This is a genomic window from Pandoraea sp. ISTKB (genome assembly GCF_001721285.1).
GTDB lineage: Bacteria > Pseudomonadota > Gammaproteobacteria > Burkholderiales > Burkholderiaceae > Pandoraea > Pandoraea capi.
This window is the reverse complement of record NZ_MAOS01000044.1, coordinates 1-24,809: the sequence shown is the minus strand read 5'-3', so window position 1 is coordinate 24,809 and position 24,809 is coordinate 1. Positions and strand designations below refer to the sequence as shown.

The window sequence follows — 24,809 nt, the reverse complement described above, 5'->3', positions numbered from 1 at the left end:
AAACCGGCGTCAACAGGGCATTTGCGGCGGGGTCCGACCCTCGGCTCGGAGATTTCCGAACCGATTCCGGAGCACGCCGCCCAACATCACAGAAACATCACGGTGTCGGCGCGTAGTCGCGGAACTTCTCCCGCAGCTTGAGTTTGAGCATCTTGCCGGTGGCGGTATGGGGAATCTCGTCGACGAACACGACATCGTCCGGAATCCACCACTTCACGACCCGCCCCTGATAGAACGCCAGCACATCCTCCCGTGTCAGCGTCGCGCCAGGCTTGCGCACGACGACCAGCAGCGGCCGCTCCTCCCACTTCGGATGGTGAATGGCGATGCAGGCCGCCTCGTGAATGTCCGGGTGCGCCATGGCGACGTTCTCGACGTCGATGGAACTGATCCACTCGCCCCCCGATTTGATGACGTCCTTGCTGCGATCGGTGATCTGCACATAACCCTCGGGATCGATCGTCGCCACGTCGCCGGTCGGAAACCAACCGTCCACCAATGGCGAAGTTTCTGTGCCGAAGTAGCGATCCAACACCCATGGGCCGCGTGCGTAGAGGTCGCCGAATGCCTTGCCGTCCCAAGGCAACGCTTCGCCGTCCGGGCCGACGATCTTCAGATCGACGCCATAGATCGCGGTCCCCTGTTTCTCGAGGATGTGCTGCTGCGCCGACTCGGGCAGGTCACGATGGTGCTTGCGCAGGTGGCACAGCGTGCCGAGCGGCGACATCTCGCTCATGCCCCACGCGTGGATGACACGCACCCCGTAATCCTTTTCGAACGATTGCAGCATGGCCGGCGGGCACGCCGATCCCCCGATCACCGTGCGTTCCAGCGTGGAGAAACGCCCGCCGATCGACTTCACATAGGTCAGCAATCCGAGCCAGACGGTCGGCACCCCGGCCGAAAACGTCACCCCTTCCGCCTCGAAGAGTTCATAGAGCGATTTGCCGTCTAGGTCTTTGCCCGGGAAGACGAGCTTCGCGCCGGTCAGCGCGCTGGAATACGGCAGCCCCCAGGCGTTCACGTGGAACATCGGCACGACGGGCAGCACGGCGTCGCGCGCGGACATGCTCATGGCGTCGGGCAACGACGCACCGAACGCATGCAACACCGTAGAGCGATGGCTGTAGAGCACGCCCTTCGGATTGCCCGTGGTGCCGGAGGTGTAGCAAAGGCCTGACGCGGTGTTCTCGTCCATCGACGGCCACTCGAAATTCCCGTCTTCTGCGGCCACGAGATCCTCATAGCAAAGCAACGACAGGTTCGACGCCGGCAAATGTTCACGATCGGTCATCGCGATCCAGCCCTGCACCCCGGGGCATTGCGCGGCGATGGTCTCCACGAGTGGCAGGAAGTTGATGTCGAAGGCGACGTAACGATCTTCCGCGTGGTTGACGATGTAGGCGATCTGCTCGGGAAACAGCCGGGGATTGACGGTATGCACCACGCTGCCCATGCCCGATACGGCGTAATACAGTTCGAGGTGACGATATCCGTTCCATGCCAGCGTACCCACGCGCTCGCCGTCGCCCACGCCCAGACGCCGCAACGCCTGGGCAAGCTTGCGCGCGCGCTGCTCGGCGTCGCGCCAGGTATAGCGATGAATGTCGCCTTCGACACGTCGCGACACGATCTCGGTGTCGCCGTGGTGACGTGCGGCATGGGTGAGCAGCGAGGAAATCAGGAGCGGCGCGGCCATCATCTGGCCGAGGAGCGGTGTTGCCATACGTCGAATCTCCAGAAAAGTCGGAATAACCGGAATTACGGGGATACGTCTGGAACGGCGGTCGGTAACACTGTGAACGTCGAAAGCGTCGGGAACGCGTGAGCATCGCCCGATGAACAGGCGGCGCATTGCCATGCGGGCCGATGAGCGGGAGCGCACGACGCGTGCACTTGCGCACATCGACGTGAATCATTCTTGACGGCCCGGCCCGGCGGGTCAACGCTCATCGCTTGTGCGGCGCAACACACGTCACGCTCCGCAAGTGTATGCAACCCGGCAGCACGCGACGGACACCTCAAGTAGAATGTTTGTTCACCATCAGGAACGTCCCCAATGCCGGCCACCGACCGCCCCGCCCCTGTTCCCACCGCCGTATCCGCATCGCTCAAGCCGTTCGGACCGCTATCTTTGACGAACCGTTTCGCGACGCTCGGGCCCACCTTCTACACGCGTCTGCCACCGCAACCCTTGCCCGAGCCGTATCTCGTGGGATTTTCCGCGGATGCGGCCCGTCTGCTCGGCTGGTCGCCCGAGGCGGCGCGGGATCCGGAGTTTCTCGCCACTTTCGCGGGCAACGCGCCGCTGGTCGGGGGTGACCCGCTTGCCAGCGTGTATTCCGGTCATCAGTTCGGCGTTTGGGCAGGTCAACTGGGCGACGGTCGTGCGCTGCTGCTCGGCGAGTCGGATGGCCCCGGCGGGCGCTGGGAAATCCAGCTCAAGGGCGGTGGCCTTACCCCGTATTCGCGGATGGGCGACGGACGCGCTGTGCTGCGTTCGTCCATTCGTGAATTCCTCGGCTCCGAAGCGATGTTCCACCTTGGCGTGCCGACCACGCGTGCGCTGTGCGTCATCGGCTCCGACGCCCCGGTGCGACGCGAAACCATCGAGACGGCCGCCGTCGTCACGCGCCTGTCGCCGAGTTTCATCCGCTTCGGCCACTTCGAGCATTTCTGGGCCGGCGATCAATACGAAGCGCTGCGTCAGCTCGCCGACTTCACCATCGATCATCACTACCCGCACTGCCGCGAGGAGGCCAACCCTTATCTCGCGCTGCTGAGCGCCGTGTGCGATGCGACGGCCGAGCTCGTCGCACATTGGCAAGCCGTCGGTTTCTGTCACGGCGTGATGAATACCGACAACATGTCGATGCTCGGTCTGACGATCGATTACGGCCCGTTCGGTTTTCTCGACGGATTTAACGCCCACCACATCTGCAATCACTCCGATACGCAGGGTCGTTATGCGTATCAGGCGCAGCCCAATGTGGCTTACTGGAATCTGTTCTGCCTCGCGCAATCGCTGCTGCCGTTGTTCGGCGAGGGGGAAGCCGCCATCGAGCAAGCGCAGTCGGTGTTGCCTGTCTTCAAGACGCGCTTCGCCGAGGAAATCGATCTGCGCATGCGGGCCAAGCTGGGCTTGCGCGAATCGCATGCCGACGACGAAACGCTCATCAACCGTTTGTTCAAGCTGATGCACGAGGGCCGGGTGGACTTCACACACCTGTTCCGCACGCTCGCCACGCTCCAGATCGACAACCCCGACGCCGACGCACCGCTGCGCGACATGTTCATCGACCGTCCGGGCTTCGATGCATGGGCCGTGGATTACCGCGCCCGCCTGCGTCATGAAGCCAGCACGGACGCAAAGCGCGCCGTGGCGATGCGACTCGTCAATCCGAAATACATCCTGCGCAACCATCTGGCGGAAGTCGCCATCCGGCGGGCCAACGAAAAGGACTTCTCCGAGGTCGAGACGTTGCTCAAGGTGCTCTCGCATCCGTATGACGAGCAACCGGAATTCGAGCACTACGCCGAGTTGCCGCCCGACTGGGCCGGCCAGCTCGAAGTCAGTTGCTCGTCCTGACCTACGCATAGGGCAAGCGCGGTGGCAGCGGCCGCAGTCCATTGCAAATCGCCGCCTCGCCCCCATCTTTGCCCTGTTCGACGCACGCTGAACCGATATGTCGCGCGGCAGCCCCACCGGGTTCGCCGCCCCTCAGGAGACTCTCATGAGCAATGTGGAAAAGACCGACGCCGAATGGCGTGCCCAACTCGATGACGTCGAGTATCAGATCACCCGTCACGCCGCGACCGAGCGCGCCTTCACCGGCCGTTACTGGGATCACTGGAAAGATGGCACGTACCGCTGCATTTGCTGTGGCGAACCGCTGTTCGAGTCGACCGAAAAGTTCGATGCCGGCTGCGGCTGGCCGAGCTATTCGAAGCCGGTCGAAGGCGCCAAGATCGACGAAGTCACCGATTACAGCCATGGCATGGTGCGTGTGGAAGTGCGCTGCCACAACTGCGACGCGCACCTCGGGCACGTCTTTGAAGACGGCCCTCAACCGACCGGCCTGCGTTACTGCATCAACTCCGCGTCGCTGAATTTCGAGGACAAGGAAGGCAAGTCCGACAAATCGACGCAGGACTGAGGGTAAGCTATCAACCAGCGGACGCTTCGGCGTCCGCTTCCAAAATGCGGCCATGCGCCGCTGACTAGCGGTGAAATGTCGTGAAATTGGCGGCGTTCGCCCGAAATTTGCGTTTTTTGGCTTTAGGCTTGCGTCCACCTGACTTTTTATTGGGAGCCCTTGTCATGTCCAAGAAATCGGATCGCCGTCTCACTCTTGCCCTCGCCGCCTCGCTGATCGCGGGGGGCGCCGCCTTCAGCTTGCCCGCTCAGGCGCAAATCAATGTGCCGCAGGCAGGCGGCACAGCCGGTGGCACTATCGCTGTGCCTGCGGTCATGCCCCGCGCCGTGACCGTCGAACAGGCGCTCAAGGCCCCGAAAGACATGGAAGCCGTGATCGAAGGCCACATCGTCAACCAGCTCAAGCACGAGCACTACACGTTCAAGGACGCCTCCGGCACGATCGAAGTCGAGATCGACGACAAGTATCTGCCGACCGGACGTCAAATTACCGACAAGACGCTGATACGCATCATCGGCGAGGTCGACACCCACCGTATGAAGCCGAACGACATCGATGTGAAGCGCATCGAATTCGTGGAGTAAGTCTCTCGCGGCGTCTTGTGCGTGCGCGACGCCGCCGTCCCGGCTTTCGGACACTGGCCCGTTCTTGTCCCATTCCTGGGCCGGGCCTTTGAAATATAATGCGGGTTCGCTCCCTGGCGCGTCGTGCCGGGAAGCGAGAACACGGAAACCCCGAAGCCCCCAAGCCGAGACTTCATGAAATTTCTCTTCGACCTGTTACCGGTCATCCTGTTTTTCGTCGCCTTCAAATTCGCCGGCATCTATGTCGCCACCGGCATCGCGATCGTCACGACGATTGCCCAGGTCATCTGGATGTGGCTGCGTCACCGCAAGGTCGAGCCCATGCAGTGGGTGAGTCTGGCAATCATCGTCGTGTTCGGCGGTGCGACCATGCTGCTGCACGACGAAACGTTCATCAAATGGAAGCCGACGGCGCTGTACTGGCTCTTCGGTATCACGCTGTTCGTCGCGGAACTGATGTTCAACAAGAACCTGATTCGCGCGATGATGGAAAAGCAGATGGCGTTGCCCGAACACCTCTGGCGCGCCGTGAACTTCAGTTGGGCCCTGTTCTTCCTCGTGATGGGCGTGCTGAATCTGGTCATCGCTTACCACTTCTCCACCGACACCTGGGTCGACTTCAAGCTCTTCGGCGGCATGGGCCTCATGGTCGTGTTCATCGTCGTGCAGAGCCTGTGGCTCGCCAAGTACATCAAGCAGGACGAGTAACGTCGTTCGTCAGGAAGCTATCGCCATGACCATGGAACAGCAAATCGAAGCGCGGCTCACCGCTGCGCTTTCCCCGCTCGAATTCGCGCTCGAGAACGACAGTGCGCGGCACGCCGGTCACGCCGGCGCCGCTTCGGGCGGCCATTACAACGTGCGCATCGTATCTGCGGCGTTTACCGGACGTAACCGCGTTGCGCGTCACCGCCTGGTGTATGATGCGTTGGCCGATTTGACGCAGAACGGCATTCACGCCCTCGCCATCGTTGCGCTCGCCCCGGGCGAAGCGTAACTCGCATGCGACGCGTCCCCCGTCGATTAACCTTGCCTTCGTCATTCGTTAGGAAAAACAGCATGGCATTGAAACTCGCCCGCACGGCACTGGCGCTCGGCGCCGCCGTGTCGCTGACCGCCGTCTCCCTCCCTGCCCTCGCCCAGAACGTTGCCGTCGTGAACGGCACGCCGGTGCCTGTGGCCCGCGCCGACGCCATGGTGCGTGAAATGGTGCGTCAGGGTCAGCCGAACTCGCCGCAACTGCAACAACAGGTGCGCGAAGAGCTGGTCAAGCGCGAAGTGCTCGCGCAGGCCGCCATCAGCAAGGGTCTCGCCACTGACCCGGCCGTCAAGCAGCAGATCAAGCTCGCCGAGCAAGGCGTGCTCATCCGCGCACTGATCGCCGACTTCCAGAAGACGTCGCCGGTCACCGATACCGAGTTGCAAGCGCGTTACGACCAGTTGAAGAAGCAGTTCGGCGACAAGGAATATCACGCCCGTCACATTCTGGTGCCGAGCGAAGATACCGCCAAGGACATCATCGCGAAGCTCAAGGGCGGCGCGAAGTTCGCCGATCTGGCCAAGCAATATTCGAAGGATCCGGGTTCGGCGCAAAACGGCGGAGACCTCGACTGGTCGCCGGCCAACGCCTATGTGCCCGAGTTCGCCGACGCGCTGCAAAAGCTGCAAAAGGGCCAGTACTCGCAAACGCCGGTCAAGACGCAGTTCGGCTATCACGTGCTCGAACTCGACGACGTTCGCGACGCGCAGATCCCGCCGCTCTCCGACGTCAAGCCGCAGTTGATGCAGCAGATGCAGGAAGAGAAGCTGCAAGGCTTTATCGACGGTCTGGAAAAGAAGGCCAAGATTCAGTAAGTCCTGCACTTATCGGTACGACAAGAAAATCCCGCCCTCCGGCGGGATTTTCGTTTTCCGACAGCACGATCATAGCGGCCGTCGAAGCACCTTCGAGAACTGGAATCGTGCGCCCATTGTCGTCCCGACAGCGTAATTGATGGCAACCGTTCTGCCTGCGTTCTCCTGGATCCACGCGGTCGGTATCGTGAAGACGTTAGCGCGTCCCGGCACGACGGTCTGACGCTCCGTGTCGCGCACGACGACTCCCGACCATCTGACCTGTACGGTATGTCCGCTCGTTGCGCCGGCAAACGACACCGTCACCTGCGTATTACTCGCACTGATCGTCGGGGCAGGCAACGCCAGCGATTGCGCTTCGACCTGCAAGTTCAACGCGGCCGAATTCTCGATAGGATTGTTTCCGCGCTTCACACTGAACGTGACGGGCACGGTTGCCCCGATCGCATCGATCACTTCGATACGCGGAATGCTGAACGTCATCTTGCCGACCGACGACACGGTTTTGATCGGGGTGTCGTACGTGAACGACGGCCCCTTCCATCGCGCCCCGACCGTCTGTCCGACTGCCATGCCGGTGTACGCGGGCACTTCTACCGTGACGGTGTCGCGTTCGTAGAAATCAGAGATCAATAACCGCGCGCCATTGTTGGCCGACGCTTCGAGCACTTTCGGCGCCGTATTTCCAATCCCGTTGTCAGGCTGCACGACCTGCTCTCCAGGGAGATAAGCGAATGACGCCTTTGCTCCGGTGTTAGCGGGCAAGGTGACGCGCACGATCGGCACGAATTTCCGGTAGGCCTGATAGTAGCGTTGCTGATCACTCTGCGCGTCGGCCAGTCCGCCCGGGCGATTTTGCAGATAGAAGAACGAGTGGATAGGCAACGTTGCGCCACTGCCCGTCGGCCACGTTGCAATAACGAGTTCATTCCAGTCCAGGGCATCGGTAGGCGCCAACATCGCGCGGGTCAACACGATCTGGTAGAAACGGGCTGCCGTGCCTTGTTGACCGATACGCACATTCCAACCGCACATGTTGTAGGGGCGGCGGTTGACCTTTCGGAAGTGAGTGACCCATTGTTGCGCAGTCGTGATACCGAGCACTTCACACGCGTCGCTCTGCCCCGGATCGTATACAAGCCTGCCACAGCCTTGCAACGTGGGGCGATTCCACGTATCGGCGTCAAGCGGAAAAGCACACAACACCTGCATCTCACGTGTGCCTGCGGGCGCACTCATGCCCGGATACATGATGTACCCGTTCGGGTGCTGCCACATGGTCGAGAATCCGAAGTCGGTACGCAGCCACGTGAACGCGATGCCGCCCCGCCTAAGGCTGTCCGGACTCGGGTCCCACGGCAGAAAGGCCGGATTGGTGTCGGTGGTCCGCATTATCAGACCGCCGCAAAGGAACGCGGGCCGATTTTCCGACCCACAATTCTGGTCTGTACGGTTGTACCAAGCCGTCAACTCTGCCGCGGGGTCCGCAGCGACTTGCGGCGCAGAAGCGACTTCGGACGGCACGCTCGTCCCGACCTGCTCGGGGAGCAGCGGTGGTTGTCCGGGCGTAGTGCATGCACCGAGCATGAACGCCAGCATTAGTACACCGCTGAGGCCAAAGGATCTGAGTTTTCTTTGCATTTGTCACCTCCCCGCGCCCGCTAGCGCTCAAATCAAAACGACAACCGCAGAATCTTCGAAAACTGGTAGCGGTCGCCCGCTTGCGTCCCGATCGAATAATTCACGTTGACGGTTTTCCCCGCGTTTTCGGTAACCCAGTTCTCCGGTATCGCGAACCGATTGGTCTGACCGGGAACAACGTTTTGCGGCGTGGTGTCGCGCACAACAACACCGCTCCAGCGCACGCGTACGAGTTGGCCGTTTTGCCCCCCTGCAAACGACACCGAAAGTTCTCTGCTTGCGCCATTGAACGTCGGCGCTGGGAGGGTCAGCGACTGCCGCTCGACCTCCAGATTCAACGGCGCGGATTGTTCAATGGGCGCGTTGCCGCGCTTGACGCTGAAGGTGACGGGTACCGTACTTCCTATGGCATCGATCACCTCGACGCGCGGTACTTCGAACGTCATCGTCCCCGGCGTCGTCACGGTCTTGATGGGTGTATCGAAGGTGACCGACGGCCCCTTCCATCGGGCACCGACCGTCTGTCCGGCCGCCATTCCCGGATAGGCGGGCGTGACGATCGTTACGAAATCCCGCTCGTAAAAGTCCGAGATCAGCAAGCGGCTGCCATTGTTCTCCGAAGCTTCCCGCACACTCGGGGTGAGCCCCGATATCAGGCCGTCTGGCGAGATCGCCTGATCCGAATCGCTGTAGCCGAACGTCGCCTTGCCGGCGCTATTGGTGGGCAACGTCAGACGAACGATCGGCACGATCCGTTGGTAAGCCTGGTAATACCGGGTCTGGTCCGAGCGCGCATTTGCCAGGGCATTGGCGTTGCCGTTCTGGTAATAAAACGAATGAATCGGCAGTACACGCCCCTGACCGGTCGCCCAGGTTTTCAGGACTAGCTCGTTCCATACCGCCCAACGAGCAGGCGTGAGCAAATTGCGCGCAAGAATGTTCTGGTAGAAGCGATCCGCCGTGTTTGATGCTCCCAGGCGCAACGTCCAGCCACACTGATTGTCGTGACGGCCGGCGCCCTGATTCAGATGCGCGATCCATTGCTGCGCGGTGGTGATTCCCAGTTCATCGCAGGGACGACTGGTTTGCGGTCCATTGATATGTGGGCCACAGCCTTGCATCGTGGGGCGATCCCATGTGTCGCCATCTTCCGGAAAAGCGCATAGCACCTCGATATCGAGCGTGCCCGGCGGGATGTAGAAGTTCGGGTAAAAGACGAAGCCGTTGGGATGCTCCGGCAGCATCGAATAGTTGTTGTCCGTGCGAAGCCAGAAGAACGCGATTCCACCTTTTTGGACCGCATTGGGACTGGGGTCCCACGGGAGAAACGCCGGATTCGTTTCGGTGCCGCGAAGCAAGACGCCGCTGCACAGAAACGCCGCCCGATTTGCCGAACCACAATCTCGATCGACGCGGTTGTACCAGCCGGTAAGTTCCGATGCCGCATTGGTCACAACAGGTGTCTGCGACATCGGCAACGAGGACAACGGCGAGGGTGACGGAATCGAACAGGCGGTCAGCACGACACCGAGTACGATCACAAGCCAATGACCAATAGCGCGCAGTCTCATGGAAAACCTCCGCATATTTCTCGTTGCCCCAATGCCCGGCACCAGTTACAAACAGCATCTACGCGCCTATCCAGGCGCTCGTGAACGCGTCAACCACAAAGCAGATCGCAACCCTGTGCGCGCATATCACTGGCAAGCGTCGGGGCAAAGGGATAAGCACATCGGGGCACGATGGGCTTGTTCCCGCCCACGGCAGTGAGGCCGTCCGCGAGAATAGCGCTAGCGACGAGGTTCCGATGTCCCGTCGCAGGTACGCGACGCGTGCCGAGTTCAACGCCAGCGCCTGCGCCGACAGCGACGTGACCGTTTGCCCCGACGGCACGGGCAGCGTCAATTCGCGCCGATCTGATCGCCTGGTTCATAGATGAATACCTGCGTGGGCGCCGCGGTGACATTGACGCGGATGATCGGCAGGAACCGACCCGTGGCGTCGAAGTACCCCTGCTGAATGATTCGGGCGTCGGCAAAGACGTTGCCAACGGCGACGAAGGCTTCGAGTGGCAACTTGGCCGGAATGTCGGGCGGCCAGGGCTTCATGGTGATTTCGTTGTGCCGGTAGCCCATGATCACGTCACTCGGAAAATCACGGCGAATGGTGATACTTAGCTGAAACGGCACAGGATCGGGGCGAAACGGGCAGTGACTCCCAATACTTGAATTCGCGTAACGGGAATGCCAGATGGCATATGACGTCACGCCCAGCTCATCGCAAAACCGTTTATCTGCGGCAGACGTAAAGCAACTCTCCGACCGCAACCCAGTGCCGGCATCGGTAGGAAATGAGCATTTCAAGATCAACGGCTGCCCCGCCGGCGCGTTGAACTCTTTCATGATGAACCCCGTTCCACCGGTCCACCCGGCGACAGCGGTCACCTTCGCGTCCGCGCGCAGATAGCTGAACGACACACCATCGCGAACGAGGTAATCCGCACGTGGATTCCACACCGGCATGTCCTTCACCGCGACCATTCGAATCAGCACGCCATCGCAGTAAAACGCCGCCTTTGTCCCGCCATTGCAACTCGGCGACGTGTCGAGATATCGATTCGTCAAGCGCTCAGCGACCCGGAATCCCTCCTCCATTTGATCGGTCTCGTCGAAGCCGAAGGTCGCGCCCCGCCCCGGTACGAACATCACGCGAAGAATCGGCATCCACTGGCCGGTCGCGGTGACGTACTGCATTTGATAGCGCTGCGCCTGTAGCAACTGGCCCGGTGTGCTCGCGTCGTAGTAAAACGCCTGAATAGGAATGGTCTTCGGGGCCGAGGGGTCCCACGCTGTGCTCAGGAGCGACAAGGGGGTCTGCGCCAGCGCATCCGTCACTTGCTCGTGTGCCTGCATGGCCGCGTAAAACTGCGGCGCATCGTGGGCGCTTAGCGAGCATTGTCGAAGTATGTCCTGCCCGTTCCCGCGAAAATGGGCGACCCACGCGGTCGCGTCAGTCACGTTATTGGCTGCGCAAGAGCTCCAGTCCGGGGACACGGGCGGCGCACTGCCGAGTAAATCGCAACCGTGCGAGCCCGACGTGCCCGGCGGACTGACCGCAAACGGATACGTGCATCGCACGTCGTAAGGCTTGCCCCAACCCGCCGCCGTGAAGCCGTCGGCCAGAATGAAGCCCGCCGTTGCCCCCAGCGACGACGTCCTCAGGTCGCCACGCACGAACGCGAGATTCACCGATTGGTTTTGCACCTCGTCCACCGTCAACTCGGTGAAATTCTGCGAAGCACCACCGGATAACGGGCGCACGATCAATCCGCTGCACATCCAGATGGCCCGGTCCACAGCGCATTTTTCGACGCGCGACGCATAGCGCTGATTGATCAGATGCGCAATGTCTGCCCCCGAATTCGCCTGAGCTGACCCGCTGAGCAACGCCAACGCAGCGACGATCCCTGCTGAATGTCCTCCACCACGCAACAACGCATGGGTACGCGCCACACTGAGAAGTCCAGATCGTCATCTCGATGCCTCGCACGAGAGCAGCCGGAACTCATTGGGCCACGCCGTACTTGCGACGGACAACTGTCAACCCTGACAGGTCAAGACATCCTCAAAATGAAAAAACCGCTTACCCCCTGACGGGGCAAGCGGTTTTCTGGCAATGCTTGCGAGACGACTTCGCGATCCGCTGCGAAGTCATCGTCGACTCACGCGATCAGGCCACCCAACGACGGGCGTTGCGGAACATGCGCATCCACGGGCTATCTTCGCCCCACTGCTCCGGCGCCCAGCTCATCTGCACGGTGCGGAACACGCGCTCCGGGTGCGGCATCATCACGGTGAAACGGCCGTCGCCGGTCGTGACCGCCGTCAGGCCGCGCGGCGAACCGTTCGGGTTGAACGGATACTGCTCGGTCGGCTGACCGCGATGGTCGACGAAACGCATTGCAGCGATCGCCTGATCGATGTTGCCCTGCTGACCAAAGTTAGCGAAGCCTTCACCGTGCGCAATGACGATCGGCAACTGCGAGCCAGCCATGTCCTTGAAGAACAGCGACGGCGAATCGAGCACTTCGACTTGCGTGAGACGCGCTTCGTACTTCGACTGGTTGTACGTGAACTTCGGCCATGCCGCTGCGCCCGGGATCAGGTTCGACAGGTTGCTCATCATCTGGCAACCGTTACAGACACCCAGCGCAAACGTGTCGGCGCGGTTGAAGAAGCCCGCGAACTGCTCGGCCAGCGACGGGTTGAACAGAATCGTCTTCGCCCAGCCCTCACCGGCGCCCAGCGTGTCGCCGTACGAGAAGCCACCGCACGCGATGAAGCCCTTGAACGCCTCCAGCGAGTGACGGCCCGCAAGCAAATCGCTCATGTGGACGTCGTAGGCTTCGAAACCTGCCTTGTCCAGCACGTAAGCCATTTCCAGATGCGAGTTCACGCCCTGCTCGCGCAGGATCGCGACCTTCGGACGCGCGCCCGTCGAAATGAACGGCGCCGCCACATCTTCGCTCGGGTCGAACGTCAGCTTCGGCGAGAGGCCCGGATCGCTGGTGTCGTTCAGTGCTTCGTACTCGGCATCGGCCGCTGCCGGATTGTCGCGCAGACGCGCGATACGCCAGCTCACTTCCGTCCAAACGCGTTGCAGTTCGGCGCGCGACGCACCGAAGATCTTCTTGGCGTCGCGATAAATTTCGATGACGTCGTTCGTATTCGGCTTGCCAATCACGTTCGTGACCGACGACAGACCCGCTTCGCGCAACGTCTGCAGCACGGCGTCGCGCTCTGCGGCGCGCACCTGAATCACGCCACCCAACTCTTCCGAGAAAAGCGCACGCAACGTCTTGTCTTCACGACGACCCACCGTCTGCTTCGCCCAATCCTTGGCGTCGCCGTAATCGGACTCGAAGCCTTCGTCGAGCGTCAGCATGTCGACGTTGAGCGAAACACCGACGTGACCGGCAAACGCCATTTCCGCCACCGTCGCGAACAGACCACCGTCCGAACGATCGTGATAGGCAAGCAGCTTGCCGTCGCGGTTGAGCTTCTGAATCACGTCGAAGAAGCGCTGGAGGTCGGCCGGATCGTCCAGATCCGGCGTGACGTCGCCGATCTGCTGCGTGACCTGCGCAAGGATACTGCCGCCCAGACGATTCTTGCTGTGCCCCAGATCGATGGCGATCAGCACCGTCTCGCCAACGTCTGCGACCGAACGCAGTTGCGGCGTGAGATGACCGCGAACGTCTTCCACCGGGGCGAACGCCGAGACGATCAGCGAGACCGGGGCGACCACATCCTTCGCACGCCCCGCGTCATCCCACTTGGTGCGCATCGACAGCGAATCCTTGCCCACCGGAATCGACAGGCCCAGCGCCGGGCAAAGCTCCATGCCGACGGCCTTCACGGTGTCGAACAGTGCGGCGTCTTCGCCCTCCGTGCCGCAGGCCGCCATCCAGTTGGCCGACAGCTTGATCTGATCGAGCGACGCAATCGGCGCCGCCGCAATGTTGGTGATGGCTTCGCCAACCGCCATGCGTCCCGATGCCGGGGCATCGATGACGGCCAGCGGCGTGCGCTCACCCATCGTCATGGCTTCGCCGCGATAGCCGGCGTAGTCCATCAGCGAGATGGCGCAATCGGCCACCGGCACCTGCCACGGACCGACCATCTGATCGCGTGCGGTCAGTCCGCCCACCGTACGGTCTCCGATGGTAATCAGGAACGACTTGCTGGCTACCGTCGGGTGACGCAACACGGCACGCGCCACATCGTCGAGCGACAGACCGGTCACGTCGACCGGCGGCAGTTCCTGCTTCGTGCGCTTGACGTCGCGGTGCATGCGCGGCGGTTTGCCGAGCAGCACGTCCATCGGCATGTCGACCGGGTCCGGTGACTCCGGATGCATCGGATCGACGAGTTTCAGCTGACGCTCGTCCGTGGCGATACCCACGACCGCCACCGGGCAACGCTCGCGCTGGCAAATTTCCTGGAACGCCGGGAAGCTGTCCGGCGCAATGGCGAGTACGTAGCGCTCCTGCGCTTCGTTACTCCAGATTTCGGCCGGCGACATGCCCGACTCTTCGAGCTGCACCTGACGCAGATCGAAACGCGCGCCCTTGCCTGCACCGTCGACCAGTTCGGGGAACGCGTTCGAAATCCCGCCCGCGCCCACGTCGTGAATCGACAGGATCGGGTTGGCTTCGCCCTGACGCCAGCACCAGTTGATGACTTCCTGCGCGCGACGCTCGATTTCCGGGTTGCCACGCTGCACCGAATCAAAGTCGAGTTCAGCCGTGTTGGTACCCGTCGCCATCGAGCTGGCAGCGCCGCCACCCATCCCGATGCGCATGCCCGGGCCGCCGATCTGGATGAGCAGCGTACCGGCCGGCAGGTCGTGCTTGTGCGTGTGCTGCGCGGCGATGTTGCCCATGCCGCCCGCGATCATGATCGGCTTGTGATAGCCGCGCACACGACCGCCCACGTTCTGTTCGTAGGCGCGGAAGTAACCGCCGAGGTTCGGACGGCCGAATTCGTTGTTGAACGCAGCGCCGCCGAGCGGGCCGTCGATCATGATCTGAAGCGGCGACGCGATACGGTCCGGGCGACCGTAGTCGCGACCGGTGTCGTCCGGCTTGCGCAGCGACGGCGGCACCGCCACGTCACGATCGGTTTCCCACGATTCGCGCGCGTCCGGCAGCGCCAGATTCGAGACGGTGAAGCCCGTCAGGCCCGACTTCGGCGTGGATCCACGGCCCGTCGCGCCTTCGTCGCGAATCTCGCCGCCCGCGCCCGTCGAGGCGCCGGGGAACGGCGAAATGGCGGTCGGGTGGTTGTGCGTCTCCACCTTCATCAGTGTGTGCGTGAGTTCGACGCTGCGGCCGTACTTGCCGTCGGCGCCACGCGGATACCAGCGCTCGACTTCGGCGCCTTCCATCACCGAAGCGTTGTCCGAATACGCCACCACCGTGCCCTGCGGGTGCAGTTGGTGCGTGTTCTTGATCATCTGGAACAGCGACTTGTCCTGCACCTGGCCATCGATGGTCCAGTTCGCATTGAAAATCTTGTGACGGCAATGTTCGCTGTTGGCCTGCGCGAACATCATCAGTTCGACGTCGGTCGGGTTGCGCTTGAGCGACGTGAAGGCATCGACCAGATAATCGATCTCGTCTTCGGCCAGCGCCAGCCCCAGATCCCGGTTCGCGGCTTCGAGCGCGCTACGGCCTGCGCCGATCACGTCGATCGTCTGCAGCGGCTTGGCCGGCAGTTCGACGAAGAGCGCTTCGGCGTCCTTGCGCGTGGCGACAACCGCTTCGGTCATGCGATCGTGCAGCACGGCGGCGACCTGCACCAGCACCTCGGGCGCGAGCGACTTCTTGCCGCCCAGCAGGCCCGACTTCACGCCGATCGTGTATTCGACGGCGCGCTCGATGCGACGTACGTGGTCGATACCGCAGTTGCGGGCGATATCGGTGGCCTTGCTCGCCCACGGCGAAATCGTGCCCAGACGCGGGATCACCAACAGTTGATCGCCGACCGGCTCCTCGCGTACCGGCTCACCGTAAGTGAGCAGACCGGCCACGCGCGCCACGTCGTCATTCGAGAGCGGTTCGGCACTGGCTACGAGGTGCACGTAGCGGGCGTCGATGCGCACGATCGAACTGTCGATGGCTTGCAGGGTCTGCAGAAGACGTTGCTGGCGGAATTCGGAGAGCGCCAAGGCGCCGGCGAAGCAGGCAATGTGAGTCATGGAAGGACGGAAGGCGAGGCGTTCAGAACGCGGGGGAACGACAAACCGGGATTATACCCTGCTTACCCCGGGTTATACCCGAGTGTGAGACGGTCATTCTTGGTGGCGTCCCGCCCTGTGAGGGCGTCTCTCTGGTAACCTATGCGCCCCGTATCCAAACGGGCCGCGATGCACCCGATTTTGGCCGCCATGGGTCGATTACGGTCGATTTCCGGCGGTTTCCGGGCTCGCAGCACGTCATAGAACGACACTAACAAGCGAACGAACGGGCGTTCGCCACACACCAGACGGTTGGGAATGAAGGTCATCGTTATCGGCGGCGGGGTCATTGGCACGTGTACCGCCTACTATCTGGCCGCCGCGGGGCACACGGTCACGCTCATCGAGCGCAATAGCACGGTTGCGCAAGAGAGCAGTTTCGGCAATGCAGGCGTCATCGCGCCGGGCTACGTCACGCCCTGGGCAGCGCCCGGCATGCCGCGCAAACTGCTGGGCTACATGTTCAGCTCGGCCAGCCCGCTCATCTTCCGGCCCGGCCTGTCCGCCGGCACGTGGCGCTGGGCGGCACGCTGGCTGCGGGAATGCAAGCTCGATCGCTATCGCGCCAATCGCGAGCGCATGCAGCGTCTGGCGTTCTATAGCCAGCGTTGCCTGCACGAACTGCGCGAAAGTCACGTTTTCGAATACGAACACACGCAGGGTTACCTGCAACTGTTCCGTACCGAACGCGAAATCAAGATGAACGAGCCGGCGCGCGCCATGCTCACCGAGAACGAGGTGCCGCATCGCCTGCTGAGCGCAGACGAGTGCCGCAAGCTCGAACCCGCGCTCTCGACCGATGCCCCGCTCGCAGGCGGTCTGCATCTGCCGCGCGACGAGACCGGCAACTGCCCGCTTTTCACCAAGCGCCTCGCACAGATCGCCCGCGACATGGGCGTGACGCTTGCCACGGAAACGACGGTACTGTCCGTTCGTCCGAACGTCGGCCGCGCCGGCGTGACCGTCGAGACGGCGAGCACTGCGCAGACCGGTCAGAAGGCATCGCTCGAAGCCGACGCCGTGGTGATCGCTGCGGGCGTCGCCAGCACGTCGCTACTGCGACCGCTGGGCATCGATCTGCCGCTGTGGCCGATCAAGGGCTACTCGATCACGGTGCCGGTGAAGACCGAACTGTTCAGCCCGCGCATCGCCGTCATGGACGAGTCGTACAAGACCGCGATCACCCCGCAAGGCAATCGCCTGCGCATTGCCGGCACGGCCGAATTGGGTGATACGCAGCTTGTGCTGCGCGAGCGCGCGATCGCCACGCTCTACAAGGTGGCGACGGACTGGTTCCCCGGCGCCGGCAAGTACCGCGAAGCACGGGCATGGGTCGGGGCGCGTCCGATGCTGCCCGATGGTCCGCCGCTGCTCGGCGCCACGCACCTGCCCGGCATCTTCCTCAATGTCGGCCACGGCTCGACCGGCTGGGCGATGGCCTGCGGCTCGGGACGCGTACTCGCCGACGTCATCTCCGGACAGGCGCCGGAGATCGATCTCAGCGGGCTGACCCTCGCGCGCTACGACCGCTAAAGGATCGCAAGACCGCCCCTGGCGCCAGGGGCGGAACGGCACGCGACAACGCCGTGTCGGACATCACCGACACCGTATCGGGATTCACACCGGCAGGCGGAACGTAGGATTGGCGGCATAATCTCCAGATCGGTTCGCATCGTGTGGCGCCCGCCGCGTGCTCTCCCCCGGGGCGTGACACCATACCTTGCGCTCGCCGCCTTCGTTTCCGGGAGCCTTGACTGTCATGTCCGATTCTTTGCGTGTCGATGACGCAACCGCCGTCACGACCGATGCCTCCCCTGCTAACGCCAGTCCGCTTGCCCGCCCGCATGCATCCCCCTCGCGCCCCGATAGCGTATCCGAGGCCATTCACCCGACAGCCTCGCTGAGCCTGTTCCTGCCCGGCGCACTGCGCGATGTCGAACGCGTCGCCGCCGCAACGCTCCCACCCCACACCCTGATGGCCCGCGCCGGTGCCGCAGTCGCGCGTTGGCTTTACAGCCGCCTGCCCGCCCTCGCAAGTGCCGGCCGGCAACCCGTGCTCTTGCTCGCCGGCCCCGGTAACAACGGCGGCGATGCCTACGTCGCCGCGCATGAACTCCATCGATGGGGGGTACTGGTGGACGTCTGGCAACTGGCGCCGCCCACCGCCGACGATGCGCGCTGGGCGCTCGCCGAAGCGCTTGCCGCCGGCGTACCGGTGCGCCCCGCGCCGTCGACGTGGCCCGAACCCAGCGCCTACGCATGGATCGTCGACGGTCTTTTCGGCATCGGACTCTCTCGCGCGCTGGAAGGCCCCGCCGCAGCGCTCGTCCGAAATATCGCGTACGCCCATGAACAAGGCACGCCAGTGCTCGCGATCGACATCCCCAGCGGGCTGATGGCGGCTACCGGCGTCGCCGACGGCCCTGTCATTCACGCGGATGTGACGATCGCCATGCTGGGTGCCTGCCCGGGACTGTTGACGGGCATCGGCCGCGACGCGGCTGGCGACGTCCTCGTGGCGAAGCTGGGCGCCGAAGCGGCGCTGGCGAGTCATGATGAAGGCGCCCTCTCGACCAGCGCCCCCAGCGCGTTCGTCGCCGATCTGCCGCAGCGCCATCACGCCTCTCACAAAGGCAGCTACGGATCGCTCGCCATACTCGGCGGACAGCACGGCATGGTCGGCGCGCCGATGCTCTCGGCACGCACCGGTTTGATGACGGGCGCGGGGCGCGTCTATGTCGGCTTCGTCGCGCACGACGCACCGACGTGGGACCCCGTACATCCCGAACTGATGCTGCGTCTCGCCGAAGACCTCGATCTCACGACGATGCAGGCGGTCTGCATCGGGCCCGGGCTCGGCACATCGGCCGCGTCCGCAGCGTGCCTGTCACGTGCCCTCGCGCTCGACCATACGCCACTGGTCATCGATGCGGATGCGCTCAATCTGCTCGCGGCAGAGCCGTCACTTGCCGAACGTGTGCGCCGCCGCGCCGGGCCGACGGTCCTCACGCCGCACCCGCTGGAAGCCGCACGGCTGGCAGGTTGCGATGTCGCTCGTATTCAGTCGGATCGTCTGGCATCGGCACGCGCGCTGGCGCAGCATTTCGGCGCGACGGTCGTGCTCAAGGGCTCCGGCAGCATCGTCGACGACGGTGCACATGCCTGGATCAATACGACGGGAAATGCCGGTCTCGCCACCGCCGGCACCGGTGACGTGCTGACCGGCGCGATCGGCGCGTTGCTCGCACAAGGGATGCCGGCGCCACAGGCGGCCCTGGCGGCGGTATGGCTGCATGGCAAAGCCGCGCAGCGCTGCGTGGAGGACGGCATCGGACCCGCGGGATTGACCGCGTCCGAACTCCTGCCCGCCATTCGCGCCGAATTGCGAGAATTGCGAGCACCGACACCATAGGCCACAGCGGCCCGCCATCGCATTTCAGCGTAATTTCGCAGCGACACCCGTTATACTTCGCCTTATCGAAATGGCCCTACCGCACATGCCGTACAAGACATCCGTTCGTCTGGACCAACTTCCTGCCTGGCTCACCCTCCTCGAGCACCGCGACGAGATCGCTGCACAACAGATGCGCGACTGGTTTTCCGGCTCAGGGGCCGAGACACGCGTCGAAACTTTCTCGCTGCACGCTGCGGGTCTCTACCTCGACTATTCGAAGAACCGCATTACCGAGAAAACGCGCACGTTGCTCACGCATCTCGCACGCGAATGCCATCTCCCGGCCAAGCGCGATGCCATGTGGGACGGCCAGCACGTCAACGTGACCGAAGATCGCGCAGCGTTGCACATTGCGCTACGCGCACCGAAAGACGTCTCGTTTCATGACACGTCAGGCGACGTCAGCCAGGGCGTGCGCGAAACGCTCTCGCGCATGCGCGACTTCAGCGAACGGGTTCGCGACGGGCGCTGGGTCGGCGCAACGGGCAAACGCATCAAGCATCTGATCAACGTGGGAATCGGCGGCTCGGATCTGGGGCCGCGCATGGTGTGCGACGCCCTCGCAGTCTATGGCCGCGCAGATCTCTCGGCACACTTCATCGCCAATATCGATCCGACGGAACTGGCTCGCACGTTGCCGACGCTCGACCCGGAATCGACACTGGTAGTCGTCTGCTCGAAGACATTCACCACGCTCGAGACCATGACCAACGCGCGCACCATTCGCGCATGGCTCATCGAGAACGGCATTCCTGAAGGCGAACTCAACAAGCACTTTGTCGCTGTGTCGACCAACGTCGACGAAGCCATGAAGTTCGGCATTCTTCGCGAGAACGTGTTCCAGTTCGGCGAATGGGTCGGGGGTCGTTATTCCCTGTGGTCGTCGGTCGGCCTGATCGTGATGCTTTATCTGGGTGCGGCGCATTTCGATGCCCTGCTCAGCGGCGCGCATGCGATGGACGAACACTTCCGTCACGCGCCGCTCGAAGCCAATATGCCGGTGCTGCTCGGCTTGCTCGGCATCTGGTACCGCAACTTCTTCGACGCGCAAACGCTGTCCATCGCCCCTTACACCGACGCGCTGCAAAAGCTCCCGCCGTACCTGCAACAGCTGGACATGGAGAGCAACGGCAAGTCGGTGCAGGTCGACGGTTCGCCCGTCTCGTGGCAAACCGCGCCGATCATCTGGGGCGAGCCGGGTACCAACGGCCAGCACGCGTACTTCCAGATGCTGCATCAGGGCACGACGCTCGTACCGGTTGATTTCATTGCCGTGCTCGAACCGCAATACGACCAGCCCGCCTACCTCGATCATCATCGCAAGCTGCTGGCCAATTGCTTCGCGCAAAGCGAGGCGTTCCTGCAAGGCGGCTCGATGGCGACGCCCGAGCAAGCTGGCGGGCCACTTGCCGCACAGCGTCGTTTCGACGGCAACCGCCCGAGCAACACGCTGGTCATCGACAAGTTGACGCCGGAGCGGCTCGGTGCGCTGATTGCGCTCTACGAACACAAGGTATTCGTTCAGGCCGCTATCTGGAACATCAATCCGTTCGACCAATGGGGCGTGGAACTGGGCAAGACGTTGTGCCGCGCGATCGAACCCGAACTGGACGATCCCGACTCACTGAAGCCCGGTGCGCACGACGCATCGACGGCCTCGCTGATCCGCATTGCCGGCGAAGCACTCAAGAAGAAGATCTGACGGCAGGCGCCGACATCCATCGCCCAGACGTCAAAAAGGAGAAGCCAGTGCGGCTTCTCCTTTCTTTTTTGGGGTGTCCTGCGCTCAGACGGCAGCGCCGTTGACCACCCGACCACCCGCGAGTTGCACGGTGGCGTCGCAGCGCTGCGCAATGGCCAGATCGTGCGTGACCAGCACAAGCGTCGCCCCGCTCGCCTCGTTGAGCGAGAACATCAGATCGATGACCCGCTCGCCTGTGGCCGTGTCGAGGCTGCCCGTCGGCTCGTCGGCGAACAGCACGGTAGGTTCGGTAACGAATGCCCGCGCAAGCGCCACGCGCTGCTGCTCACCGCCGGAGAGTTGCTTCGGATAGTGCGTCAGACGCGACCCCAACCCCACCTGTTCGAGCAATTTGACGGCACGATTACGCACTTCACGTGTCTCACCCAGCAATTCGAGGGGAAGCATCACGTTTTCGAGCGCGGTAAGGTGCGGCATCAACTGGAAAGATTGGAAGACGAAACCGACGGCACCGCGCCGCAATGCGGCACGTCCTTCCTCGTCGAGCTCACCCAGCGACTGGCCCAGCAGCGTGATGCTGCCATCCGTGGCGGTGTCGAGCCCGGCCATCAGACCGAGCAATGTGGACTTCCCGGATCCCGACGCCCCCACGATCGCCACACTCTGGCCTTTCGCGACGGCAAAGTCGATATCCTGCAAAATGACAAGCTCACCGGTGGCGTCGCGCAACCGTTTGCCCAGACCCCGTACTTCAATAACGTTTTCGGAAAACGACATGGCAAGAAGAGAGTTCTTGAAATTGGCCGCCTCAGCCGTCATTGGCTGGTGCATGCTGACAGGGACCGCAGCGAACGCGGCAAGTTCTGGCGCGCCGACGATTCTCGTCGTGGGCGACAGCCTTTCGGCGGAATATGGCATTGCGCGAGGCGCCGGCTGGGTCAATCTGATGCAGCAGACGATCACACAAGGCGGCTTCGATTATAACGTCGTCAATGCCAGTATCAGTGGTGACACAACCAGCGGCGGGCGCGCGCGGCTCGCCCCGTTGCTCGATCGTTACCATCCCGCCGTCACGATCATCGAACTCGGCGGCAACGACGCACTGCGCGGCATTCCGCTCGATCTCACCCGCAGCAATCTGCGTGAAATGATCACCGCATCGCGCAAGGCCGGCAGCCGGGTGATCGTCGTCGGCATGCGCATCCCGCCGAACTACGGCCCCGACTATAGCGAACAGTTCTTCACGATGTTCTCCACCGTCGCCAAGCAGGAAAAGACCGGCTATGTCCCGTTCCTGCTCGCCGGCGTTGCCGAACATCCGGACTGGTTCCAACAGGATCAGATTCATCCGCTGGCCAAAGCGCATCCCATGATTCTGCAAAACGTCTGGCCGACGGTGAAACCGTTGCTCAAACCCGCTGGCAAACCGCCGGCCAAGGCCGCAGATTCCAGATCGCCGAAGTCCGGCGCATAAAAAAACGGCCAACTCAGTTGGCCGTTTTTTCATTCCGACAGACAGGCGTGTGCCGCGATCAGTTGCCCGACGACTTCGTCACGTCGTTCACGATCTTGACCTTCGAACGCGCGCGCAAGTCACCCAGCCATGCGTTCCACTCGGCTTGCGCCGCCAACTGGCTCAGTTGCTGCGCTTCGGCGGCCAGACGCTGCGCGTCCTGCCCTGCCGGCTGCGATACCTTGCTGATGCGATACACCGCATAGCCCTGACCTTCGCCCAACGCGACGCCCACATAGGCCGGCAGCTTGCTCGTGTCGGCACTGAAGATAGCCGTCAATGCACCAGGCGTCAGCTTGCCCGGGTTGTCGCGCGAGACGGTCTGCACAGCACCGAACGTCGCGTCACCGCCCTTCTTGAGCGCTTCGAGCTTGGCTTCGCCGGCCTTCTTCGCTTCCTGCTCCGCCAGATCGGCAGTCGCCATCTGCTTCACCTGTGCTTCGATCTGTGCGAGCGGCGGCGTCGCGGCCGGGTGATAGTTCACCACGTGAGCCGATACCAGCACACCCTGACCGACATCCACGGCTTCGGTGTTGCGCTTATTCTTGAGCGACTCGTCGCCGAATACGGCCTTGAGCAGTTTCTCGTTACCGAGCGGGCTCTGGGCCAGCGCGGCGTCCGGCGTGCGCGTCACCTTCGCGGTCTGCACCTTGAGGTTCAGCTTGTCGGCCACCGGTTGCAGGCTGTCAGGCTGCTCGTACACCGAGTTCGTGAACTGGTCGGCAAGCTTGGCGTAGCTCTTGGCAGCTTCCTGCTGACGATACTGATCGGCCAGTTGCGACTTCACTTCATCGAACGACTTGGTCTGCGACGGCTTGATGCCCGTCAGCTTGATGATGTGATAACCGAAATCGCTTTTCACGACATCGCTGATGTCGCCTTCGCCCTTGAGCGAGAAAGCGGCATCGGCAAACGGCTTGACCATCGCGTCGCGTGCGAAAAAGCCCAGATCGCCGCCATTGGCCTTCGAGCCCGGGTCTTCCGAGTTCTCGCTGGCCAGCTTGGCGAAGTCGTTCGGGTTCTTCTTGATCTGCGCGAGGATGGCTTCGGCCTTGGCCTTTGCCTTCGCATGGTCGGCGGGCGAGGCATCCGCCGGCGATGCGATCAGGATGTGCGAAGCACGGCGCTCTTCCTGCGTCGTGTACTGCTTCAGATTGTCGTTGTACATCTTACGCAGTGCATCGTCGCTCGGTGCCGCCTGCGCCGACGTCGGCATAGCCTTCGGGTCGAGCACGACGTACTGAATCTCGGCGGATTCAGGCGTGCGGAAAGCGGCCTGATGTGCGTCGTAGTACGCCTGAATCTGTTGCTGCGTCGGCGCGATCTTGCTTGCGTAGTCCGACAGCGGGAAGTCGAGCGCCGAAACGTCACGCTGTTGCGAACGCAGTTGCGCGAAACGATCCACCACCGTCTTCGGCAACATGGCGCTCGCCTGCACGCTCGACGGCAACTGGTTCGATGCCAGCTCGAAACGGATCTGCGCTTCGAGACGCTGCGGCGTCAGATTCTGCGCGGACAGCAGCTGCTCGTAGGCGGCTTGATCGATCGAACCATCCGGGCGACGCATTTGCGCAATCGCGGGAATGGCCAGCAGCGCATCGCGCACCTGAGCGTCGGGCACCGACAGATTCTTCTTCAGCGTTTCCTGCGTGAGCAGCTTCTGCTGAATCAGGTTATCGAGCACTGCGCTGCGCATTTCCGGCGTGTTGATCTGGCTCGCATCGACGGCGCCACCGAACATCTGCTGCATGCGTTCGGTCTGTGCGCGCAGCACGCTGTCGTACTCCTGACGCGTCACGGTCTGATCGCCGACCTTGGCAATCGTACCGGCATCCGAGGCATATTCCTGCCAGCCATGCACGCCAAACACCACGAACGACGGGACAATCAGCACCGTCAGGAAGATGAGGACCAAGCGTTGATGTCGGCGAATGAAGTCGAACATACGGAATCGGAAGAGTCGTCTGGATGCGTTTTATGACGCTATATGGCAAAAAAGGCGAACCGAAGTTCGCCTTTTCACAATTTGGCGGAGCGGACGGGGCTCGAACCCGCGACCCCCGGCGTGACAGGCCGGTATTCTAACCAACTGAACTACCGCTCC

17 protein-coding genes and 1 tRNA gene are annotated in these 24,809 nt (G+C 62.6%); 10 read left to right on the top strand and 8 right to left on the bottom strand.

The genetic code is table 11. The features are described from left to right. Window positions 1-97: 97 nt before the first annotated feature. Complete coding sequence (locus A9762_RS17390) at window positions 98-1,726, bottom strand: 3-(methylthio)propionyl-CoA ligase (RefSeq protein ID WP_069343270.1); 1,629 nt, start codon at window positions 1,724-1,726, stop codon at window positions 98-100. A gap of 333 nt (window positions 1,727-2,059) precedes the next feature. Between A9762_RS17390 and A9762_RS17385 the strand changes: the two genes are divergently transcribed. The 6 genes from A9762_RS17385 to A9762_RS17360 all read left to right on the top strand — a co-directional run bounded on the left by A9762_RS17385 (window position 2,060) and on the right by A9762_RS17360 (window position 6,595). Next, entirely contained in the window at window positions 2,060-3,589 is a 1,530-nt protein-coding gene (locus tag A9762_RS17385) for a YdiU family protein (RefSeq protein WP_069343269.1), read from the top strand. Between the two features lie 145 nt (window positions 3,590-3,734). Then, window positions 3,735-4,157, top strand: coding sequence for a peptide-methionine (R)-S-oxide reductase MsrB (msrB, locus tag A9762_RS17380; RefSeq protein ID WP_069343268.1), 423 nt, complete (start codon window positions 3,735-3,737; stop codon window positions 4,155-4,157). Window positions 4,158-4,321: 164 nt separating this feature from the next. After that, entirely contained in the window at window positions 4,322-4,741 is a 420-nt protein-coding gene (locus A9762_RS17375; protein WP_069343267.1) for a NirD/YgiW/YdeI family stress tolerance protein, read from the top strand. A gap of 174 nt (window positions 4,742-4,915) precedes the next feature. Beyond that, window positions 4,916-5,449: a septation protein A gene (locus A9762_RS17370; RefSeq protein WP_069343266.1), complete on the top strand. Its 534-nt coding sequence runs from the start codon at window positions 4,916-4,918 to the stop codon at window positions 5,447-5,449. A 25-nt stretch (window positions 5,450-5,474) separates the two neighbouring features. Beyond that, a complete protein-coding gene (locus A9762_RS17365; RefSeq protein WP_069343265.1) occupies window positions 5,475-5,738 on the top strand; it encodes a BolA family transcriptional regulator in 264 nt (87 codons plus the stop codon). Between the two features lie 62 nt (window positions 5,739-5,800). Beyond that, window positions 5,801-6,595, top strand: coding sequence for a peptidylprolyl isomerase (locus A9762_RS17360; RefSeq protein ID WP_069343264.1), 795 nt, complete (start codon window positions 5,801-5,803; stop codon window positions 6,593-6,595). A gap of 69 nt (window positions 6,596-6,664) precedes the next feature. Here the strand turns inward: A9762_RS17360 and A9762_RS17355 are convergent, their stop codons facing one another. From A9762_RS17355 to purL, 4 genes are all read right to left on the bottom strand, one after another. Beyond that, window positions 6,665-7,987: a hypothetical protein gene (locus A9762_RS17355; protein ID WP_069343263.1), complete on the bottom strand. Its 1,323-nt coding sequence runs from the start codon at window positions 7,985-7,987 to the stop codon at window positions 6,665-6,667. Between the two features lie 281 nt (window positions 7,988-8,268). Continuing rightward, entirely contained in the window at window positions 8,269-9,807 is a 1,539-nt protein-coding gene (locus A9762_RS17350) for a hypothetical protein (RefSeq protein WP_069343262.1), read from the bottom strand. A gap of 330 nt (window positions 9,808-10,137) precedes the next feature. Next, complete coding sequence (locus A9762_RS17345) at window positions 10,138-11,592, bottom strand: hypothetical protein (protein WP_206093593.1); 1,455 nt, start codon at window positions 11,590-11,592, stop codon at window positions 10,138-10,140. Window positions 11,593-11,965: 373 nt separating this feature from the next. Next, window positions 11,966-15,997 (bottom strand): phosphoribosylformylglycinamidine synthase, encoded by a 4,032-nt coding sequence (gene purL / locus A9762_RS17340; RefSeq protein WP_069343261.1) that lies wholly within the window; start codon window positions 15,995-15,997, stop codon window positions 11,966-11,968. A gap of 297 nt (window positions 15,998-16,294) precedes the next feature. On the opposite strand from purL, the gene A9762_RS17335 reads away from it, so the two are divergent. The 3 genes from A9762_RS17335 (at window position 16,295) to pgi (ending at window position 21,192) form a co-directional block, all read left to right on the top strand. Further along, window positions 16,295-17,569, top strand: coding sequence for a D-amino acid dehydrogenase (locus tag A9762_RS17335; RefSeq protein WP_069343260.1), 1,275 nt, complete (start codon window positions 16,295-16,297; stop codon window positions 17,567-17,569). Between the two features lie 226 nt (window positions 17,570-17,795). Continuing rightward, a complete protein-coding gene (locus A9762_RS17330; RefSeq protein WP_083254025.1) occupies window positions 17,796-19,448 on the top strand; it encodes an NAD(P)H-hydrate dehydratase in 1,653 nt (550 codons plus the stop codon). Between the two features lie 85 nt (window positions 19,449-19,533). Next, a complete protein-coding gene (pgi, locus tag A9762_RS17325; protein ID WP_069343259.1) occupies window positions 19,534-21,192 on the top strand; it encodes a glucose-6-phosphate isomerase in 1,659 nt (552 codons plus the stop codon). A gap of 84 nt (window positions 21,193-21,276) precedes the next feature. Here the strand turns inward: pgi and A9762_RS17320 are convergent, their stop codons facing one another. Further along, window positions 21,277-21,969 carry an ABC transporter ATP-binding protein gene (locus A9762_RS17320; RefSeq protein WP_069343309.1) on the bottom strand — a complete coding sequence of 231 codons (693 nt, stop codon included), beginning with the start codon at window positions 21,967-21,969 and terminating at the stop codon, window positions 21,277-21,279. 52 nt (window positions 21,970-22,021) lie between these two features. Here A9762_RS17320 and A9762_RS17315 point away from each other — a divergent pair, with 52 nt between their 5' ends. Continuing rightward, window positions 22,022-22,666 carry an arylesterase gene (locus A9762_RS17315; RefSeq protein ID WP_069343258.1) on the top strand — a complete coding sequence of 215 codons (645 nt, stop codon included), beginning with the start codon at window positions 22,022-22,024 and terminating at the stop codon, window positions 22,664-22,666. Between the two features lie 58 nt (window positions 22,667-22,724). On the opposite strand, the gene A9762_RS17310 is transcribed toward A9762_RS17315, so the two are convergent. After that, window positions 22,725-24,650, bottom strand: coding sequence for a SurA N-terminal domain-containing protein (locus A9762_RS17310; RefSeq protein ID WP_069343257.1), 1,926 nt, complete (start codon window positions 24,648-24,650; stop codon window positions 22,725-22,727). Between the two features lie 82 nt (window positions 24,651-24,732). Continuing rightward, window positions 24,733-24,809 (bottom strand) — tRNA-Asp (locus A9762_RS17305).

Coding starts and splice junctions, on each gene's coding strand:
- A9762_RS17335 (WP_069343260.1), top strand. CDS start 16,295: ATGAAGGTCATCGTTATCGGCGGCGGGGTCATTGGCACGTGTACCGCC.
- A9762_RS17385 (WP_069343269.1), top strand. CDS start 2,060: ATGCCGGCCACCGACCGCCCCGCCCCTGTTCCCACCGCCGTATCCGCA.
- A9762_RS17390 (WP_069343270.1), bottom strand. CDS start 1,726: ATGGCAACACCGCTCCTCGGCCAGATGATGGCCGCGCCGCTCCTGATT.
- msrB (WP_069343268.1), top strand. CDS start 3,735: ATGAGCAATGTGGAAAAGACCGACGCCGAATGGCGTGCCCAACTCGAT.
- A9762_RS17370 (WP_069343266.1), top strand. CDS start 4,916: ATGAAATTTCTCTTCGACCTGTTACCGGTCATCCTGTTTTTCGTCGCC.
- A9762_RS17375 (WP_069343267.1), top strand. CDS start 4,322: ATGTCCAAGAAATCGGATCGCCGTCTCACTCTTGCCCTCGCCGCCTCG.
- A9762_RS17330 (WP_083254025.1), top strand. CDS start 17,796: ATGTCCGATTCTTTGCGTGTCGATGACGCAACCGCCGTCACGACCGAT.
- pgi (WP_069343259.1), top strand. CDS start 19,534: ATGCCGTACAAGACATCCGTTCGTCTGGACCAACTTCCTGCCTGGCTC.
- A9762_RS17360 (WP_069343264.1), top strand. CDS start 5,801: ATGGCATTGAAACTCGCCCGCACGGCACTGGCGCTCGGCGCCGCCGTG.
- A9762_RS17310 (WP_069343257.1), bottom strand. CDS start 24,650: ATGTTCGACTTCATTCGCCGACATCAACGCTTGGTCCTCATCTTCCTG.
- A9762_RS17320 (WP_069343309.1), bottom strand. CDS start 21,969: ATGTCGTTTTCCGAAAACGTTATTGAAGTACGGGGTCTGGGCAAACGG.
- purL (WP_069343261.1), bottom strand. CDS start 15,997: ATGACTCACATTGCCTGCTTCGCCGGCGCCTTGGCGCTCTCCGAATTC.
- A9762_RS17365 (WP_069343265.1), top strand. CDS start 5,475: ATGACCATGGAACAGCAAATCGAAGCGCGGCTCACCGCTGCGCTTTCC.
- A9762_RS17350 (WP_069343262.1), bottom strand. CDS start 9,807: ATGAGACTGCGCGCTATTGGTCATTGGCTTGTGATCGTACTCGGTGTC.
- A9762_RS17315 (WP_069343258.1), top strand. CDS start 22,022: ATGCTGACAGGGACCGCAGCGAACGCGGCAAGTTCTGGCGCGCCGACG.
- A9762_RS17355 (WP_069343263.1), bottom strand. CDS start 7,987: ATGCGGACCACCGACACCAATCCGGCCTTTCTGCCGTGGGACCCGAGT.